Origin of the sequence: Halomonas sp. 72 (genome assembly GCF_052379785.1) — a bacterium.
Classification (GTDB): Bacteria; Pseudomonadota; Gammaproteobacteria; order Pseudomonadales; family Halomonadaceae; genus Vreelandella; species Vreelandella citrativorans.
Map to the genome: position 1 here is coordinate 1 of NZ_JBQSYY010000010.1, position 17,788 is coordinate 17,788.

Annotated in this window: 17 protein-coding genes and 2 pseudogenes; 16 read left to right on the forward strand and 3 right to left on the reverse strand. The window is 56.8% G+C overall.

Translation table 11 applies throughout. From position 1 onward, the window contains the following. The 4 genes and pseudogenes from ACT3T6_RS10570 to menH form a co-directional block, all read left to right on the forward strand. Positions 1–223: pseudogene (locus tag ACT3T6_RS10570) on the forward strand (hypothetical protein); the annotation flags it as partial. A gap of 16 nt (positions 224–239) precedes the next feature. Next, positions 240–1,634 (forward strand): isochorismate synthase, encoded by a 1,395-nt coding sequence (locus tag ACT3T6_RS10575; protein ID WP_226913539.1) that lies wholly within the window; start codon positions 240–242, stop codon positions 1,632–1,634. A gap of 5 nt (positions 1,635–1,639) precedes the next feature. Beyond that, positions 1,640–3,412, forward strand: a complete 1,773-nt coding sequence (menD, locus tag ACT3T6_RS10580; RefSeq protein WP_193054212.1) for a 2-succinyl-5-enolpyruvyl-6-hydroxy-3-cyclohexene-1-carboxylic-acid synthase — start codon at positions 1,640–1,642, stop codon at positions 3,410–3,412. Beyond that, complete coding sequence (gene menH / locus ACT3T6_RS10585; RefSeq protein ID WP_193054213.1) at positions 3,402–4,169, forward strand: 2-succinyl-6-hydroxy-2,4-cyclohexadiene-1-carboxylate synthase; 768 nt, start codon at positions 3,402–3,404, stop codon at positions 4,167–4,169. The genes menD and menH overlap by 11 nt, the downstream gene beginning before the upstream one ends. A gap of 19 nt (positions 4,170–4,188) precedes the next feature. Here menH and ACT3T6_RS10590 read toward each other — a convergent pair whose 3' ends face one another. Then, positions 4,189–5,658, reverse strand: a complete 1,470-nt coding sequence (locus tag ACT3T6_RS10590) for an anion permease (RefSeq protein ID WP_193054214.1) — start codon at positions 5,656–5,658, stop codon at positions 4,189–4,191. A gap of 348 nt (positions 5,659–6,006) precedes the next feature. Here ACT3T6_RS10590 and frdA point away from each other — a divergent pair, with 348 nt between their 5' ends. The 8 genes from frdA to ACT3T6_RS10630 all read left to right on the forward strand — a co-directional run bounded on the left by frdA (position 6,007) and on the right by ACT3T6_RS10630 (position 13,963). Next, positions 6,007–7,794, forward strand: a complete 1,788-nt coding sequence (gene frdA, locus ACT3T6_RS10595; protein ID WP_193054215.1) for a fumarate reductase (quinol) flavoprotein subunit — start codon at positions 6,007–6,009, stop codon at positions 7,792–7,794. After that, on the forward strand, positions 7,791–8,543 hold the full coding sequence (locus ACT3T6_RS10600; protein ID WP_193054216.1) for a succinate dehydrogenase/fumarate reductase iron-sulfur subunit: 753 nt from the start codon (positions 7,791–7,793) through the stop codon (positions 8,541–8,543). Before frdA ends, ACT3T6_RS10600 begins: the two co-directional genes overlap by 4 nt. 10 nt (positions 8,544–8,553) lie before the next feature. Beyond that, on the forward strand, positions 8,554–8,955 hold the full coding sequence (locus ACT3T6_RS10605; protein WP_193054217.1) for a fumarate reductase subunit C: 402 nt from the start codon (positions 8,554–8,556) through the stop codon (positions 8,953–8,955). Then, positions 8,952–9,371, forward strand: coding sequence for a fumarate reductase subunit FrdD (gene frdD, locus ACT3T6_RS10610; RefSeq protein ID WP_193054218.1), 420 nt, complete (start codon positions 8,952–8,954; stop codon positions 9,369–9,371). Before ACT3T6_RS10605 ends, frdD begins: the two co-directional genes overlap by 4 nt. Positions 9,372–9,412: 41 nt before the next feature. Beyond that, positions 9,413–10,273: a 1,4-dihydroxy-2-naphthoyl-CoA synthase gene (menB, locus tag ACT3T6_RS10615; protein WP_193054219.1), complete on the forward strand. Its 861-nt coding sequence runs from the start codon at positions 9,413–9,415 to the stop codon at positions 10,271–10,273. Further along, positions 10,273–11,229, forward strand: coding sequence for an o-succinylbenzoate synthase (gene menC, locus ACT3T6_RS10620; protein WP_193054220.1), 957 nt, complete (start codon positions 10,273–10,275; stop codon positions 11,227–11,229). The genes menB and menC overlap by 1 nt, the downstream gene beginning before the upstream one ends. Before the next feature lie 18 nt (positions 11,230–11,247). Beyond that, positions 11,248–12,651, forward strand: coding sequence for an AMP-binding protein (locus ACT3T6_RS10625; protein ID WP_193054221.1), 1,404 nt, complete (start codon positions 11,248–11,250; stop codon positions 12,649–12,651). A gap of 91 nt (positions 12,652–12,742) precedes the next feature. Continuing rightward, positions 12,743–13,963 carry an MFS transporter gene (locus ACT3T6_RS10630; RefSeq protein WP_193054222.1) on the forward strand — a complete coding sequence of 407 codons (1,221 nt, stop codon included), beginning with the start codon at positions 12,743–12,745 and terminating at the stop codon, positions 13,961–13,963. Positions 13,964–14,085: 122 nt separating this feature from the next. Here the strand turns inward: ACT3T6_RS10630 and ACT3T6_RS10635 are convergent, their stop codons facing one another. After that, on the reverse strand, positions 14,086–14,943 hold the full coding sequence (locus ACT3T6_RS10635; protein ID WP_193054223.1) for a PhzF family phenazine biosynthesis protein: 858 nt from the start codon (positions 14,941–14,943) through the stop codon (positions 14,086–14,088). Between the two features lie 66 nt (positions 14,944–15,009). On the opposite strand from ACT3T6_RS10635, the pseudogene ACT3T6_RS10640 reads away from it, so the two are divergent. Beyond that, positions 15,010–16,056, forward strand: a pseudogene (locus tag ACT3T6_RS10640) (aminotransferase-like domain-containing protein); the annotation flags it as partial. Here the strand turns inward: ACT3T6_RS10640 and ACT3T6_RS10645 are convergent. Beyond that, the gene (locus ACT3T6_RS10645) at positions 16,022–16,882 is read right to left on the reverse strand and encodes a LysR family transcriptional regulator (RefSeq protein ID WP_193054224.1); all 861 of its coding nucleotides are present in this window, start codon (positions 16,880–16,882) and stop codon (positions 16,022–16,024) included. The pseudogene ACT3T6_RS10640 and the gene ACT3T6_RS10645 sit on opposite strands and share 35 nt — an antisense overlap. 135 nt (positions 16,883–17,017) lie before the next feature. On the opposite strand from ACT3T6_RS10645, the gene ACT3T6_RS10650 reads away from it, so the two are divergent. From ACT3T6_RS10650 to ACT3T6_RS10660, 3 genes are read left to right on the forward strand one after another with little or no spacing between them, the layout of a single operon-like run. Continuing rightward, entirely contained in the window at positions 17,018–17,401 is a 384-nt protein-coding gene (locus ACT3T6_RS10650) for an ankyrin repeat domain-containing protein (RefSeq protein ID WP_226913541.1), read from the forward strand. Continuing rightward, complete coding sequence (locus tag ACT3T6_RS10655) at positions 17,325–17,612, forward strand: ankyrin repeat domain-containing protein (RefSeq protein ID WP_226913542.1); 288 nt, start codon at positions 17,325–17,327, stop codon at positions 17,610–17,612. Before ACT3T6_RS10650 ends, ACT3T6_RS10655 begins: the two co-directional genes overlap by 77 nt. Next, positions 17,609–17,743, forward strand: coding sequence for a hypothetical protein (locus tag ACT3T6_RS10660; protein WP_264298659.1), 135 nt, complete (start codon positions 17,609–17,611; stop codon positions 17,741–17,743). Before ACT3T6_RS10655 ends, ACT3T6_RS10660 begins: the two co-directional genes overlap by 4 nt. Positions 17,744–17,788 lie beyond the last annotated feature (45 nt).

The window sequence follows — 17,788 nt, forward strand, 5'->3', positions numbered from 1 at the left end:
CTTGATCGTGGGGGTGCTGACCTCTTTTGCAGGCTTCTTCGCTATTGTAATGAATATGTCGTTTCTAATGGCGGGTACGGTCTCCACTAACCCGTGGATGATTGCGTTAACCTTTTTCTTACTGGTAGCGGGTGCGAACGCTGGCCATTTTGGGGGAGACCGCTGGGTCTTACCCTATATCAAACAGAGGCTGGGCATTACGCGCCGCACCCGATTTATCTGAGACGCGGGGCCACTGATTGTCTGAACACATGCGCTGGGTAACAGGCAGCAGCGTCGCTTACGGGTTGGCGCATATGAACAGCCAGAGCGCTGTCGCTGAGCTTATGGACCGGCTTGATGCATTGTCTGTGCCGTCCATCCAAGGGGTTATACGCCTGAGCGTGCCTTGCCGCGTTGATAGCCTGATGGGATGGTTGGACGCGCAAACGGTTTTTCCGCGCGGCTACTGGAAAGCGCGTGACGCCGGTGCACCTGAGTACGCGACGCTAGGCATGGTCAGCGCGGTCGATTCGCTTGAGACGCTACAGGCCGACCTTGCCAAACTCGCAACCTTGCCTGGTGAGCAGCCGGACTATTTCGGCGGCATGGCGTTTGATGCTACATCGCCCGGCTGGGAAAATTTCAAAAGTTGCTGTTTTATATTGCCGCGTGTTGAACTTAAGCGCTCACAACAGGGGGTGCTACTGACGCTCAATCTGCGCTTTGACGACCGCTGCGGCGACCTTGAAATAGCCGAAGCACGCGCCTTTCTAGCCAGTCTCCAGCAAGAACAACCGCTACCCCCTCTGCGTCCGCATGCCTATTTACGTTATGACGCCCCTGCCCAGCAGGCGTGGTCAGCATGGGTGTCCCAAGTGACCCACGCTGATCAGCTGTGCCATACGCCCAAAGTGGTGTTATCACGAGAGACACGCTTGGTCATCGCGGATGACGCATCGAAAACGCCATCGCCCTGGGCACTGCTGGACCGCTGGCAGGCAGAGGCGAAGGCGTGCTTTCAATTAGGCATTCAGTGGGATGCAGAGACCGCCTTTATCGGTTGCCCACCGGAGCGCCTTTATCAGCGAGAAGGTACGCAGCTGCTAACCGAGTCGCTAGCGGGCACCACTCATCGTGGCGCTGATGCACAAAAGGACCAATACCTTGCCGAGGCACTGCTGGCGGATACCAAAAACAGCCTGGAGAACCAGTGCGTTTATGAGGATATTCTTGCCCGGCTTGAGCCTTTGTCTCGCGTTGTTCAAGCCGGGGAGGCCCATGTTCTCAAGCTGCGCTCTGTGCAGCATATCCGCCGCCTTATTCATGCTGAGCTGCATCACACGGTGACGGACCAGGCGCTGCTTGCCAGTTTGCCGCCTACCCCAGCGGTAGGTGGTGTTCCCCGCGCATCGGCGCTAGCGTTTATCCGCCAGCATGAACGCCACCAGCGGGGCTGGTACGCCGGTGTGTTTGGCCGGGTGAGTCTGGCCAGTACGGAGCTTGCGGTGGCTATCCGGTGTGCTCATATCAGCGCTAATGAAATTCGCCTTTATGCCGGTGCGGGCATTGTCGCGGGCTCTCAGTCTGATGCAGAGTGGCGTGAGCTGGACAACAAAATTGCCGACATTATGTCGCTGCTCAACATGGGGTAATACCAATGACCGCGAACGCCATGCCGCGCGGCTTTCCGCTTCAGCACGCTACCTTTAACCATGTGTGGGCCGCACTGCTGCTTGAGGAGCTTTACCGGCTGGGCATGCGCGACGTTGTGCTGGCGCCTGGCTCACGCTCATCGCCGCTCACCATGGCGGCCAGCGAGCATGCCGGGCTACGCTGCCACTGCCATTTTGACGAGCGTGGCCTGGCCTTTATGGCACTGGGCCTTGCGCGCGGAAGTGGCCGCCCGGTAGCGGTTATCACCACCTCGGGCACGGCGGTTGCCAATCTGTATCCTGCCGTCGTAGAAGCCAAGCTAATGGGTGTGCCGCTGGTAGTGCTCTCAGCCGACCGCCCTATTGAATTACTGGATAACGGCAGTAACCAGGCCATCGACCAGCGCGACATCTTCGCTCGTCATACCGTGATGCATCACGATCTTCCGCCCCCTGGCCCTGAACTGAGCGCCGCGTTTCTACTCAGCACCGTTGATCAAACTATTGATCAACAGCAGCGTACGCCAGGCCCTGTGCATTTTAACTGCCGCTACCGTGAGCCTCTTTACCCTGGCGACCAGAGAGAGGATGCCACGGATTATCTGGCGCCTCTCGGACGCTGGTTGGCCTCTTCAGTGCCGTGGAGCCAGTGGGTACCCAGTACGCAAGCGCCCGTGTTTTCTACCGAGTGGGCAGATTTTTCGTGTCAGCGAGGCGTTATCGTGGCGGGATGTATAGATGACCCGCACCAGGCGCAGCAGGTGGTGACGTTATCCCGTCGATTAGGCTGGCCTCTGTTGGCGGATCTACAAAGCCAGGTACGTTTTGACCGCCAAAACGTGATCCATTTTGACCTGGCGCTGCACGATCCTCATTTTGTCGAGGAGTTGGAGCGGGCCGATGTGTTGCTGCAATTTGGCGGGCGTCTTATCTCCAAGCGCCTGACGCAGTTTATTGCTCGTCATTCCTGGCAGGATGTTTGGCTGGTGGACTCGCGCCCCCAGCGGCTCGACCCTGATTACAGCGTTAAGCGCCGCTTCATTTGCCCGCCCGAGGCAGTGGTGGCCGCGCTTGAACCTGAAAATAAACATGAGCGTGAGACTGGGACAGGTGCTGAGCGCACCCCTTGGCACCGGCTTAACCAGTGCCAACAGCGCATCAGCGATATCGTGAATCAACGCTGTAATACCTTTTCAGAGTTGGGCATTTGTCATCGGGTGTTGCAGCAGGCAACCGGGCAGCTGTTTGTGGGTAACAGTATGCCCGCAAGGCTGATGAACATGCTGGGCGCGTACCGCACAGCGTCTTTGCGGGTATTCACCAACCGCGGGGCTTCCGGTATCGATGGGCTGATTGCCACGGCCTACGGCGCCAGTGCTACTAGCGACCAGCCCACCACGCTGATCGTGGGCGATATCAGCGCGTTGCATGACCTTAATAGCCTGGCGCTGCTGAAGCAGGCCGTTCAGCCGCTGGTGGTGATCATCCTCAATAATGATGGCGGCAGCATCTTTCATATGCTGCCAGTGCCCAAGGAAGGTGCGCTACTTGAGCGTTATTTCCGTCAGCCACACGGTTTGAGTTTTGAGTACGCGGCGCAAATGTTTGGGCTTGCCTACGCCGCACCTGGCTCGCTGGAGAGCTTCGATGCGGCCTATGCCCGAGCCCTGGAAAGGGGCGTTACACTGATTGAGCTTAACGTGCCACATCAGCAGGTTGCAGACGATCTTGTGGCACTGGCGGCAACGCTAGGTAGGCGCGATAACCATGAAGGCTGAATATGAAGCGCAAGCCCAGCCACGCCCAACGCTGGTTATGCTGCACGGCTTGTTAGGTGATCGCCACGATTGGGCGGAGGTCATCGCCGCGTTGAAAGATGTGCCGTGCATGGCGTTGGATTTACCGGGCCATGGCCAAAATGACCAAGTGGCGGTCGACTCTTTCTCCGCTTTTCACCACTGGCTAACCGATACGTTGGCCGCGCAGGATATTCACCGCTATTGCTTGCTGGGCTACTCGCTGGGTGGGCGTTTGGCGCTTGATCACGCCCGCCGCCAACCTGCGGGGCTTGAGGCGCTTTGGCTGGAGAGTGCTCATCCAGGCTTGCCCGAAAGCGAGCGCGATGAGCGTATGGCCCATGATGCACGCTGGGCACAACGCTTTGCGCTGGAACCTCTTGAACGCGTGCTTACCGACTGGTATCGGCAGCCCGTCTTTGCTGATCTTACACATGCGCAGCGAGCACGGCAGATTGAACGACGGTTGGCCAATCATGGCCCGTCCGTGGCGACAATGCTGCGAAGCACATCGCTCGGCAGGCAGTCCTCTCAGTGGCCGTGGCTGGCTGAAACGTCACTTCCCATTGGTTACTTTTCAGGTCGGCAGGATACTAAATTTCATACACTGGCCGCCCGCTTGGCTAACATAGCCCCTCGCGTGCACTCTATAGCGCTTGAAGGCGGGCACAACCTGCATACAGAGCAAGCGAACAGCATCGCCGAACCGATTAGCCGATGGTATCAATGCCTCGGCTAAACGGCTCGCTCACCTGGAGTCAGTTAATCAACAGCAGCCACGGCAAACCGATAGCCAGCCAGGCCACTAAGAACAGCAGACCAAAAATAGCCCCAAGCCGCCAATAAAGGGCGCTTGGCAGATAGCCGCTGCCATAGTAAACCGGGCTTGGGCCGGTGCCGTAGGGGGTGATAATGCCCATAAAGCCCAGCGTGGGGAGCAGCAGGAGGATAAACATCTGCATATCCAGCCCTGCAATACCGGAAGCCGCCGCCAGCATCACCGGCAACAGGGCGGTAACGTGGGCCGTGACGCTGGCAAACAGGTAGTGCAGGAGATAGAAGATCACCGTGAGCGCCACCATCGCCATGACGGGATTAAAGTGGCTGATTTGTTCACCCACCACGCCACCAAACCAGTTGACGAATCCGACCTGGCTTAGCCCGCCTGCCAGCGCCACCAGCGTTGCAAACCACACAAAGGTATTCCAGGCGGCTCGATTGTCGAGGATATCGTTCCAGCTCACGATGCCGGTCAGCAACATGCAGCAAATCACCACCAGGCCTACCAGGGAGGCGGACACAACATCGCCCGCAAAAATCCACAGCAGTAGCGCAGAGACGACCATGATGACCAGCAGTATCTCGTTGCGAGTAAGCGCCCCCAGTTTGTTCAGCTCATCCCGCGCCCAGTTGGACACTTCTTCACCGGCTTTCACTTCTGGCGCGCAGAGCCAGTAACAGAGCAGAGGGACCAGCAACAGCAGCAGAATGCCAGCGGGCGCTACGGCGATAAACCACTGCCCCCAGTTAATATGAATACCGGTAGCGCTTTCTGTCAGAGCAATGGCCAACAGGTTGGGGGCAAGCGCGGTTAGAAACAGCGAGCTGGTCACACAGGTAGAGGTGATCGCTGTCCACATCAGAAAACTGCCCATGCGCTTCATGCTGGGGTCATTGGGCTGGGAGTCGTAAAGCGGCGGCAGATTGCGAATGACCGGATAAATGGTGCCTCCGCTACGCGCCGTGTTGGAAGGTGTAAAAGGCGCCAGCACCGCATCGGCGATCATTACCGCGTAGCCCAACGTTAATGTGCGCTTGCCCATGGCCTTGACCAGCCAAAGTGATATGCGCCTGCCTAGCCCGGTTTTTTCATACCCCAGCGCGAACATAAACGCGCCAAAAATTAGCCATACAGTCGAGTTGGTGAAGCCCGAAACTGCCCATGAAAAAGCCTGGTTGGCAGCATTAAAGCCTTCGGTCGCTAGCTGTTCGGGTGAAAACAGCACCCAGCGGGAGAGAAGCGCCACCAGAGTCACACCGATTAACCCAATGACCGCGCCTGGCAAGGGTTCAAAAATCAGCCCAACCACACAGCCCAAAAAAATAGCGAAGAAATACCAGGCGTGAGGGGCAACCCCCTCAGGCGTGGGTATCAACGCAACGATAATGGCCACTACAAGCGGCGCCAACAACTTCCAGTCAAATGCCGATTGCACACTACTGTTCATATCAAGCTGCCCCCTCTTATTGGCTGCGAAAGCAGCCGAATCTCTTCACTGCTATCGCGGTTGATTTTCATCTGCTTGCGGTTACATACGTTGCAGAGAATGGCGATAGCGACTAATAGTTAAAAATTGTAGTTGGAATTCTTTATTAAAATTAATAAATGAGAAATTAAACGTAACTACTCTTGTTAAAGCATCGCCTGTCTTAAAGGTGTATTTCTTGATATGCGTCAATAGAGCCTGGCATGCGGGGATAGCACGTACCTGGAGTGTGATAAGTTCAACCAAAAGACACCGCATCGAAGCGTGTCGCCACTACCGCCTTTGGCCTGGCTACAGAAAGGGAGCATCATGCAGCATCGAGATTTCGATATCGTGATTGTAGGTGGAGGCGGCGCAGGCTTGCGTGCCGCTATCGCCGCGGCAGAAAGCGCCAAGGCACAGGGCATTTCTCAAAGCATCGCTCTGATTTCCAAGGTCTATCCTATGCGCTCCCATACCGTTGCCGCTGAGGGCGGTGCGGCGGCGGTAACCAGCGAGGAGGATACGCATCAGGCGCATTTTGACGACACTGTGTCGGGTGGTGACTGGCTGGTTGAGCAAGGCGTGGTGGATTATTTTGTGCATCATGCCTACCAGGAACTGGTGCAGATGGAGCGCTGGGGCTGTCCCTGGAGCCGCAAGGAGGATGGTAATGTGCAGGTACGCCGCTTTGGCGGCATGAAAACCGCACGTACCTGGTTTGCCGCCGATAAAACCGGCTTTCACATGCTGCATACCCTGTTTCAAACCTCGCTCAGATATTCCCAAATTGAGCGCTTCGATGAGTATTTCGTTCTTGATCTTGCCGTGCACGAAGGGGCTATCATCGGCGTCATTGCTCTTCAAGTGGCCACCGGCGAGCTTATTTTGCTGCGCGCCAAGGCCGTGATATTGGCAACAGGAGGTGCCGGGCGCCTGTTTCGCTTTAATACCAACGCAGGGATCGTGACTGGCGACGGGATGGCGATGGCCTATCGCCACGGTGTGGCGCTTAGGGACATGGAGTTTGTTCAGTATCACCCCACGGGCCTTCCCGGCTCCGGCATTTTAATTACCGAAGCGTGTCGTGGCGAAGGCGGTATTTTGCTCAATAAGGATGGCTACCGCTACCTTCAGGATTACGGGCTGGGCCCGGAAACCCCACTGGGCAAGCCGGAAAACAAGTACATGGAGCTGGGCCCTCGCGATAAGCTCTCACAGGCCTTTTGGCAGGAGCAGCAGGCGGGCCGCACTGGCACCTTTGGCGATAGCGATGTGGTCTATCTTGACCTGCGCCACTTGGGCGAAGCCTACCTGCTGGAGCGCCTGCCCTTTATCTGCGAGCTGGCTAAATCCTACATTAACGTTGACCCGGTCAAAGAGCCGATCCCTATCCGCCCGGCGGTGCACTACACCATGGGCGGTATCGAAACCAATCCTCACTGTGAAACGTCGGTTGCCGGGCTTTATGCGGCGGGTGAATGTGCCTCTGTTGGGCTGCATGGTGCTAATCGCTTAGGCTCCAACTCGCTCACTGAGCTACTAGTGTTTGGTCGTTTAGCGGGGGAGCAGGCAAGCCAGCGCGCGGCGCAAACCGAGTGGGCAGACAAGCACCTTCTGGAAACCCAAGCTGCCCATCAGCAGGCAAAACTAGCGCATCTTTGTGATGGTGAGGGCAGCGGCGAGACGTGGGTGACGCTTAAGCATGCCATGGTGCAGGCCATGGAGAGTGGCTGTGGTATTTATCGTACCGAAGAGGGTATGCGACAGTCGTTGGAGACGATTCGTGAACTGCGGGCGCGCTATCAGAAGATTCGTGTCAACGACACCAGCAAAATATTCAACACAGAGTTGCTTGAGTGCATTGAGCTTGGCTACGGGCTGGATATTGCCGAGGCATCTTGCCTTGGTGCACTGGAGCGGCGTGAGTCCCGTGGCGCTCACCAGCGCTTGGATGACGGTATGCAAACGCGCGATGACATTAACTACCTCAAGCACAGCCAGGTGTTTTATCAAGGCGATGCACACGCTCGGTTGGCATGGCAGGAGGTAGACGTGCGTTTTTCCGCGCCCGCAGAACGTACCTATGGGGATGCGTCCAAGGGAGGCAAGGCATGAGTACTCAGCAGGTATCCACCCGGCGCATCAGCGTCAAACGCTATTTACCCGACAACTCTACCGAGCCCTATTGGCAGGAGTATGAGCTGCCTGTCGACGACAGCACCTCATTGTTGGATGCATTGAATCACATCAAGGAGCAGCTCGACAGCACTCTGAGCTACCGCTGGTCGTGTCGCATGGCGATCTGTGGCTCCTGTGGCGTTATGGTGAATGGCGTCCCCAAGCTTGGCTGTAAGACCTTCCTGCGCGACTTCGACGATGAGATCCGCATTGAACCGTTGGCGCACTTTCCCATACAGCGCGACCTGGTGGTTGATATGGAGATATTCCTCGATCACCTGGCCGCCGTTAAGCCCTATCTGATAGACGACAACCCGGTAAAGCCCTTTGACCCGAAGGCGCCAGAAACCTATCGCCAGTCGCCCCGGCAGCTTGCCCGTTACAAGCAATTCGCTAACTGTATCAACTGTGGGCTTTGTTACTCCGCTTGCCCGCAGTTTGGGCTTAATCCTGAGTTTATTGGCCCAGGAGCCATTGCGCTGGGGCATCGCTATAACCTGGATAGCCGTGACCACGGTAGCACGCAGCGAATGGACGAATTGAACCGTCATGAAGGCGTGTGGAGCTGCACCTTTGTGGGCTTTTGCTCAAAGGTGTGTCCCAAGCACGTTGACCCAGCGGCGGCTATCAATCAGAGCAAAGTGGCGTCCGCTAAACACACGCTAATTGCGCTGTTTAAGGGCTAGGAGAAAGGGTATGGATAAGTCGACATCGCAACGCTTTGTGCCGTTAAAACGTAACTGGTGGCTGAAACTTCGCTTTTTTAAACTCTATATGCTGCGTGAAGCGACGGTGCTACCGCTGGTTTTTTTCCTGCTCTGCCTACTGGCGGGCATGGTCGCGCTGCTCCAGGGCCCAGAGAGTTGGCAACGATGGATCGCTTTTATGGGATCTCCCATCGTTTTGCTGCTTAACCTTTTGGCGCTAGCCGCCAGCCTGTTTCACGCGGCGACCTTTTTTGTGCTGTTTCCTCGCGTTATGCCGCTTCGCATCGGTAACTACCAACTACCGGATAAGGCGATTGTGGCGGGACAGTGGGCGGGCGTGCTGGCCGTACTGCTGCTGTTCATCTGGCTGTTTGGGAGGGCATCCGTATGACTAAACCAACCATGAATGCGTCAGGCGCGGGCAGCCAGCGCACGAATCAGCTCCCCCACCACCAGGCCTACGATGAGTCGCTATGGTGGGGGCTATTCAGTGCAGGTGGCGTCTGTTTTGCTGTGCTACTGCCCTCTGCCATCCTGTTTTTTGCCGTGCTGCTTCCCTTGGGCTGGCTACCTGCCGACGCGCTCAGCCATGAGCGTGCATCGGCACTGCTATTCAGCGTGCCTGGCTTTCTGTTTGTTGGCGCGGCGGTCTGTTTGCCGCTTTTTCATGCCGCCCATCGCCTGCGCCACGGAATGTTTGACCTTATTTTGGGCCGCGATACCACCAATAAAAAGCTGATGTATGGCGCTGCGGCGCTGTTAAGCCTTCTGGCACTAGGGCTGGTCGTGGCAGGTATGTTGCGCTAAGCCCGAAAGACGCCAATACCTAATGAATCAGGAAACCTTGAATGATCCACGGACTTACAGAAGCGGAACTTTATCAACCGGTTGAGTGGCAGGACCACTCCGGCGACTACCAGGATATTCGGTATCATGTCTCTAAAGAGGGCATTGCGCGCATTACCATCAATCGCCCAGAGGTGCGTAACGCCTTTCGCCCCTTAACGGTTAGCGAAATGATTCAGGCGCTTGGTCGCGCACGTCACGATAGTCGCGTCGGTGCGATTTTGCTCACCGGCGCAGGCGATAAAGCGTTCTGCTCTGGCGGTGATCAGCGCATTCGCGGTGACTATGGCGGCTACCAGGATGAGCAGGGCACTCATCACCTGAACGTGCTGGATTTTCAGCGTGATATTCGGACCTGCCCCAAGCCGGTTGTCGCCATGGTGGCAGGCTACGCGATTGGCGGTGGGCATGTGTTGCATCTTATGTGCGACCTGACCATTGCGGCGGATAACGCGGTTTTTGGCCAGACCGGCCCCAAGGTGGGCTCTTTCGACGGCGGCTACGGTGCCTCGTATATGGCGCGCATCGTGGGCCAGAAAAAAGCCCGCGAAATCTGGTTTTTGTGCCGCCAGTACAGCGCTGCGCAAGCGCTGGAGATGGGCCTGGTCAACCACGTGGTGCCGCTGGATGAGCTTGAAAAAGAGAGCGTGCGCTGGTGTCGGGAGATGCTGCAGCACAGCCCCATGGCGTTACGCTGTTTGAAAGCGGCACTGAATGCCGACTGCGATGGCCAGGCCGGGCTGCAGGAGCTAGCGGGTAACGCCACTATGCTCTATTACATGACCGATGAAGGCCAGGAGGGGCGTAACGCGTTTAATGAGAAGCGGCCCCCGGATTTCTCACGTTATCCGCGTAACCCTTAATGCCATTAGCGCTTTACCGCTACGCGCTGCCACTTCGCCAGCCGCTGCTGTTTAACGGCCAGCGGATCACGCAGCGAGAAGGGCTGCTGGTGTCGATTAACGGGCAGTGGGGTGACATTGCGCCACTGCCTGGTTTTTCAGCAGAAACCTTAACCGATGCCGAGACCGAAAGCAGGGCCTGCCTAACCGCCTTGAAGCGCGGTGAAGAAGCAGTGCCCACGCTCCCCTCGGTACAGTTCGGGTTCGACTGTGCACAGCACGTTTGGCCCCCACATTGTCCCGCCGCGTTAGCGCCTTACCCACTATTACAAGGCGAGCCCGTATCGCTGATCGCGATGCTGGATAGCGCGTTAGACAACATACGCAAGGGCGGGCAGCCGCCACCTTCGCGCCTCAAACTCAAGGTAGCGCGTTACGCAATGAGCGACGAGCTAGCGCTGGTCGCCAGGCTGTCTGAAAAGCTGCCCGCTACCCAACTGATTCTGGATGCCAACGGCGGCTGGACGCGTGAGGAGGCCACGCGATTTTGTCGACAGCTACCGCGTGAACAGATCGACTACCTGGAAGAGCCCTGCTCCACGTTTGCTGACACCATTGCCGTGGCCGATGCAGCGGGTGTGAAGATTGCGCTAGATGAAACGTTGTCACGTAACGCGCCCTGGTATTCCCATCCTCATATTGCTGCCCTGGTGATTAAGCCTACGTTGATAGGCGCGCTAAGCGCCTGCGAGGCACTTGTACAACGGGCACGGGAAGATAATCTGCGGGTGGTTATTTCCTCAAGTTTCGAGTCTGACCTTGGCCTGGGCCTGCTGGCTCGGCTGGCCCGCCAATGGGCGCCCACAGAACCACCGGGGCTGGATACCGAAAACTGGCTGGCTGAACGGGTAACCACCACGGCAGGCGACGTCGTTGCCGGGCGCTTGACGTGTCTCTATCAAGCTATGCAGGAATAACCAGGAGCGTGCCGTGTGATGCAACCTTGCCCCATTAACTATTGGGCCACTGAAACCCCGCAGCATATTGCGCTACACAGTGGCTCAGTGACGCTTACTTATCGAATGCTCGATAGGCGTATCGCCGCGTTGGCGCGACAGCTGGCGCAAAAGGGGTTTCAGCCTGGGGACAAATTAATGGCCCCGGCCAAAGGCGCATTGGCCTCGTTATTATTGGCCTGGGCTTGTCTGCGTGTCGGGGTGGTTTTCTGCCCGCTTAACCCGGCCTTTCCAGGCACCCAGCAGCACGCGCTTGCCCAGCGCCTGCAGGCCAGTCGTATTTGTTATACGGAAGGCGAGCAGGGTGACGCGCAGGTAACGTCATCGGCTCCAGTGCCGATCACCCTCGATTTTTCCGAAGAGTTAATGACCGAACAAGCGGTGCAGCTGAATACCGGTCAGCGCTGTAACACCGTTTTTACCTCGGGTTCCAGCGGCATGCCTAAAGCGGTACTGCACCGGCTGGGGAATCATTTGGCCTCGGCCAATGGTTCGGCGGCCTTAATTCCGGTTGACCAACAAAGCGGCTGGCTGTTGTCGCTACCGCTGTTTCATATTGGTGGCTACGCGATCCCCTTTCGCGTATTTCTTGCAGGTGGCCGGGTCATTCTGGATGATGGGAGTGCGCCGCTAGCTGCACGCCTGGAACAACAGCCTATTACACATCTTTCACTGGTACCCACTCAGCTCTGGCGCTTGTTACAAGCAGGTTTTGACCCCGCTAGGACACAGCTGCGCGAGCTGCTGCTGGGCGGCGTGGCGATCCCCGCTCCCTTGGTTGAGCGCATGACCACGCTGGGGCTGACGCCAAAAGTTAGTTATGGGCTATCTGAAATGGCAAGCCAGGTCTGTACCGGTACTCCCTCGGCACCAGGTGTTGTCGGCAAGCCACTTCCGGGGCGCGATGTTCGGATCATCGACAATGAAATACAGGTGCGGGGCGATACCCTGTTTAGCGGCTATTTAAGTAACGGTGCGCTGGACCCAGCCCTAAATGACGAGGGCTGGTTTGCCACCCGGGACAAGGGGTATTTTAATTCTGCGGGGGAACTGGTGGTTGAAGGGCGGCTAGATAACGGCTTTATCTCCGGCGGTGAGAACATTCAGCCGGAAAGCATCGAACAGCGGTTGGTGGATCACCCAGGCGTCGCCCAAGCGCTGGTGGTTGCTGTGCCACATCCCGAGTGGGGTGAGCGCCCCGTTGCCTTTATTGATTGGCATGCGCAAAGCAGCGAAGATCAGGCTCTGGCCCGTTGGGTGCGCGAGGCGCTGCCGGGCTTTATGGTGCCCGATGCATGGTTGGCGTGGCCCTCGGTGCAAGGGCTAAAGCCCTCACGCACACACTTTGCAAAACTGGCCCAAGAGCAGTTGGCCGCGACATAACACATCCATTAACGTTCGTTGGCTATGTGAGTTCCCATTCTCGACTCGCCTTCTGAGAAGATGGATCTCTGTATTTTCTATAAGGACATTTATGAGCTCTTCTCAAGCGCCGGATACGCGGCGCGCAGGCGTATTTTTAGGGGCGGCGCTCGCTTTCATGATCACCATGGTGGGCACCACGCTGCCCACGCCGCTTTATCCGATCTATCAGCATGAATTTGGTTTTTCGGATCTGATGATTACCGTTATCTTTGCGGCGTATGCGGTGGGGGTCATTTCAGCGTTATTGATGACCGGGCAATGGTCTGATCAGCTAGGGCGTAAGCCGCTGCTGCTTGCCGGGCTTTTCCTGTCAGCGGTAAGCGATATCGTATTTTGGCAAGCCGATGGGTTAGGCATGTTGCTTACCGGTCGCGTACTTTCGGGGCTTTCAGCGGGTATCTTTACGGGTACTGCCACCGTGGCTGTCATGGAGCTGGCACCCCGTTCCTGGGGGCGCTCCAGCACGTTGATTGCTACCGCCGCCAATATGGTCGGGTTAGGTGTTGGGCCGATACTTGCGGGGGCGCTGGCCGTGCTGTTTGCGGCACCGTTGGTGTTGCCGTTTGCTATTCACTTCGCGTTAGCGCTGGTAGCGGTGGTGTGTATCTGGCGAGCGCCTGAAACGGTTACGCGCCCAGCGAATATCAAGCTTCGCGTTCAAACACCTAAAATCCCTCCCGAGGTGCGCAGCGTTTTTATACCCGCGGCTATCGCAGCATTTGCTGGTTTTATGGTGTTTGGTTTTTATACTGCGGCAACCCCCGCCTTCCTGGGCCAGCAAATGGGCTACACCAATCATGCGTTGATAGGGTGTGTGGCAGGGCTGCCGTTTATCGCCTCGACCGTTGGGCAAATGGGTCAGGGGCGGCTGCCTGAGTCTGGAAGATTGCCGGTTGGGTGCGCTGTGCTGCTTGTCGGTGTGCTTATCATTGCGTGGGGGATTGCTTACGAGCAACTGCTTGGCTTCATACTGGGCGCCATTGTTGCGGGCATTGGTCAGGGCATTACTTTCCGGGCGGGCATGGGTGCGATATCGGCGGCCAGTTCCCCTCAGCACAAAGCGGCAACGGTATCGTCTTTTTTCGTTGTTGCCTATGTGGCGATCTCGCTGCCCGTCGTCGGTATCGGCCTACTGGGGATAGTAGCCGGCCAACAAATCACCGCGCTAACGTTTGATCTCATCGTAGCGCTGCTGTGCTGCGTGGCGTTGGTGCTGCTATTGAAGCCACACCGTCCTGGCCGCTGTGCTACTCGCGACGCTGGCCGTTGAGCGGTACTGATGTGTCAAACTTATGCCGCACGCTGTTATTGCCCGTTGGCCGAAAAGCGGCTGGGCAGGATGATGATGCCTGGATCAATCAGTGCGCGATTAGTTGGCTTTCAAGCCGCTTGTTAATCTCTCAAGTAAAGCTCTCCCTTGCCCACCAGCACAGCACTGCCGCCTACTTGAACCAGGCCGTTATGCAGGGTGGTTTCAATAACGCTGGCGCGGCCCATTTCAACGCCTTGATGAATTGTCCAGTGCGTCGTTTCGTTCGGGGTTGCCAAATACCCGGTTAATGCCGCTGAGGCACTGCCGGTAGCGGGGTCTTCGCACAGGCCATGTTCCCTGGAAAACATACGGCTGCGTAGCGTTGTTTCTGAGCGGTCAGAATTTTCTATTGTGTAGAGATATATTTGCTCTGCACCGCTCGGGGCAACGGTCTCTGCCCATATGGTTGCTGAAATGTGTATGTTTTTCAGGGCCGCCGGGTCACTCAATTCAATAAGATGAAAAGCCAGCCCGCAGGATGAGATAACCGGCGTGCCGATGACTTGATGGGGTTGCAAGCCGAGCAGTGCCGCTGCCGATTGCTGGTCCAACGTGCTTGGCGTAATGCTGGCGGGCCTTGCGGCCGTAAACACGGCGTTCTCACCTGAGTAGCGAATGGGTAACTCGCCTACAGGCGGGTGAAGCACCAGCGTTTGCGCATGGCTAATCAAGCCAAGCTCGGCTAGAAGCTGCGCGGTGCCGACGGTTGGGTGTCCGGCAAATGGTAGTTCCTGGGTGGGCGTAAAGATCCGCATCGGGTAGTGGTTTGGCTCACTGGGCGCACTTAAGAAGACCGTTTCGGCAAGATTAAGCTCATTGGCGATTGCCTGCATGGTGGCTGTCGGCAGCCCGTCGGCATTTAAAAAGACGGCTAGCTGATTGCCCGAAAAAGGCTGATCGGTAAATACGTCCAGCAGATAATATTCAGCGGTTTTCATATCGTTCTCCTTCTCATAATGTGTGCTTCCAAAAGGATTTACGGCCCTCCTTTTGTGCCTGGGCAGTCGGTGTCCCGCCCCGCCCAGCGACCGTGGGATATCTCTCAATGGGATCAGGCGCTGGAGCTGATTGCTACACAGAGTGACGATAATCGACTTCTGTTGGGCCGCGGCGTGCCCAATCTTGATTATGAAACGCTAAAACCGCTGTCGAAAATTCTCGCTGGCCTGCATCGCAGCAGAGATGTTAATGGATTTAATTACGATAAGTTAAGCGGCAGCCCCGAGCTTCGTCAGCAGGTGGTCAAGCTTGCCGTGGCTTCAAACTGTCTGCTTCACCCCGATGACCTTCTGATCACCACGGGCTGTCAGGAGGCGCTTGCCATCGCGCTGCGTACGCTCACTAAGCCCGGTGATGTGGTGGCGGAGGATTCACCGAGCTTCTACGGCACCATGCAGATTCTCAAGGCCAGCGGGTTAAAGGCCTTGGAAATACCCACCGACCCGCAAACCGGTATCAGCTTGGAGGCGTTGGATCTAGCGTTAGAGCAGAGGCCGGTTCGTGCCATACAGGTGGCGCCTACGTTCAATAATCCATTGGGTTATACGATGCCCGAGGTGCGTAAGCGGGCGCTGTTTCAGCTTGCCCAGCGCTTTGATGTTGCGATTATTGAAGATGATATCTACGGCGATCTGGCCTTCACCTAGCCCAGACCGTGCACTATTAAATCCTTTGATGACGACGGGCGCGTACTGCTGTGCAGCGGTTTTTCCAAAACGGTGGGGCCAGGCTTGCGGGTCGGCTGGTTAGCGCCGGGGCGCTATCGTGATCAAGCGCTACACATGAAGTACGTCTCGACCGGAGCGTCGGCCACATTACCGCAGCTAGCGGTGGCAGAGTTCGTCGCCAAAGGGTACTACGAGCGCATCAAGTCCAAACTAAAAGGCCTGAGCCCGGTGCAGTACCGAACTCAGGCCTTATCCCTTAGTGTTTTACTGTCCAAGTTTTTGGGGTCAGTTCAGATGAATGAGTCTTCTATATTGTCGACGACCGATGGCACCATCATCCCTAAGAGGCCTATCGCTCAACCTCATCCGCAAGTATCTGAATGATCTCGGATACGAAAGGGCTGTCCTGATCCGCTTGGTGGATTGCGATTTCCATGGCGTCAACAGCAGGCAAGGTCGGAACTTCTTGCATGCCCGAGTTGACCACGCGCCTTGGAAGAAGACTAATCCCGAGACCGGCATTGACCGCGCTCAGCAGGCCGGCGAGGCTGGAACTCGTGTAAACAAGATGCCATCCGCGCCTGACGTTATCGAGGGCAGTAATCATTTGGGCGCGATACAATCCATCCGAAGGAAAGGCAACAAGCGGCAGCGGGTCGCAATCGGCCAGCGCATGATTTTTGCTTTGATACCAGGACAGCGGCTCGGGCCAATGCATTACTCCGCGGGCCTCGCCGCGATGCTGTTTGACCAGAACTAGATCCAGCTCCCCTCGATTATAGGCACCGTATAGATTGCGGCTCAGACCACTGGTAACTTCCAGCTTCAAGTTCGGATGCTGCCGGACAAGCGCCGCAAGTACTTGTGTCACCCGGCCCGAAGCGAAATCCTCGGGCAGACCGAGCCGAAGGGTGATATGACGCGCTACTCCAGACACGACGGCGGCAGCTTCCGCGTTCAGTGCCAGGATACGACGTGCATAACCCAGCAGTCGCTCGCCCGCCTCGGTGGGTGTGATGCTATTGCGTCCGCGATCAATCAAAAGCCCGCCTGCCACCTCTTCCAGCCTCATTATCTTCTGGCTGACCGTTGATTGAGTTGAGTTCAATTGCCGTGCTGCGGCTGTAAAGCTGCGCGTGTCGACCACCGCCACGAAACTGCGCAACAGGTCGGAGTTGAACGGCTTATTCGATTTATCACTGATTTTCATTTAGATATTTAATTTCCAAATGACTTTTTTGTCCACTATATTTTTGTCTATGATTTTTATCAGCAAGAAGGGACTTTTATGCGCAGCCGCTTACAGGCCACTTTCGCCTTCACTCTCCTCGTAGGATGTATAACCATGATTGATTCCGTTGCTTTTGGCGGAGTCCCTGTCGCTCAGGCTAACCCTTTGCTGATCTCCGCTGCTGAAAACGATGATATCGCTGGTGTTCGAGAAATGATCGCCAGCGATATACCGCTCGACGCGCGGGATAGTCGTGGGCGGACAGCATTACTCGCTGCAACCCATGCGAACCGAGTTGAGACCGCTCGTCTACTTATTAGCGCCGGGGCTGATGTGAACGCTAAAGACGACATCGAAGATAGCCCCTACCTCTATGCGGGCGCGCGCGGACATCTGGAAATACTGCAGATGACGCTATCCCATGGCGCTGATTCCTGCGGCGGAACGGGGGCATGTGGAGACTGTTCGAACCCTAATAGAGGCCGGCACGGATATTGATCATGTCAACAACCTCGGCTGGACGGCGTTGCTGGAGGCTATCATCCTCGGCGATGGCGGGCCGCGATACGGAGAGATTGTGGGGCTGCTGGTCGACGCCAACGCGGACGTGAACCTGGCTGATAGGGATGGGGTCACGCCGCTGCAGCATGCGCGACAACGCGGATATGCTGACATCGCTAGTTTGCTAGAACAGGCGGGTGCGAAATGAATGACAAGGCGTATCTGGACGAGGCGATCAATCTTGCCCACAAGAATGTTGCCAATGGAGGGCGTCCATTCGGTGCCGTGCTGGTCACGGATGGCAAAGTGATCAGCCGAGCTGTCGCAGCCGCTTGGTGATCAACAATGGGCCTCTATCCAGCATCTGCCTCCTGACGACGCGGA